Source organism: Planomonospora algeriensis, assembly GCF_977012225.1.
This window is the reverse complement of record NZ_CDRNDK010001067.1, coordinates 1-541: the sequence shown is the minus strand read 5'-3', so window position 1 is coordinate 541 and position 541 is coordinate 1. Positions and strand designations below refer to the sequence as shown.

Sequence of the window (541 nt, the reverse complement as noted above, 5' to 3'; positions counted from 1 at the left end):
GGCTGAGCTGGCGGGAGGCGGTGGGCGCGCTCCGGCGGCCGTCCGGGTGCCGGACCTGGCCCCGGTGGCGGCCTGGTCCGGTCTGGGGGTCTACCGGGCGCTGCTCCGCCTGGCCCCGGCCGACCTGCGCGAGCTGGCCGGGGAGACCGCCGCGCTGGCGGCCGACCCCGAACTGGCCCGGACCGTGGAGGGCTACCTCGATCGGGCCGGGCACGTCCAGGAGGCCGCCGCCGCGCTGGGCGTGCACCGCCAGACGCTCTACTACCGGCTGGGCAAGGCCGAGCGGCTCACCGGACGCGACCTGGCGGACGGGGAGGTCCGGCTGCTGGTGCACCTCTCCCTCAAGGCCGCCCGGCTCCTGTAGCCCGCGCGGGATCATGCGGAGGGGCCCGCCCCGTCCGGCTCCTGGAGCCCGCGCAGGACCGGGCGGACCGCCCGCCCCGTCCAGATCCCGTGGCCCATGCGGGACCGGGTGGACCGCCCGCCCCGCAACGGGCCCCGCAGGACGCCTGACCGAGGGGGATCAGCCGCCGAGGCGGCG

General features: G+C 79.3%; 1 protein-coding gene. It reads left to right on the top strand.

All coding sequences use genetic code 11. The features are described 5' to 3' along the window. A partial coding sequence (locus tag ACWJ6R_RS37825; protein ID WP_449066781.1) for a PucR family transcriptional regulator occupies window positions 1–364 on the top strand: 364 nt, incomplete at its 5' end. Window positions 365–541 lie beyond the last annotated feature (177 nt).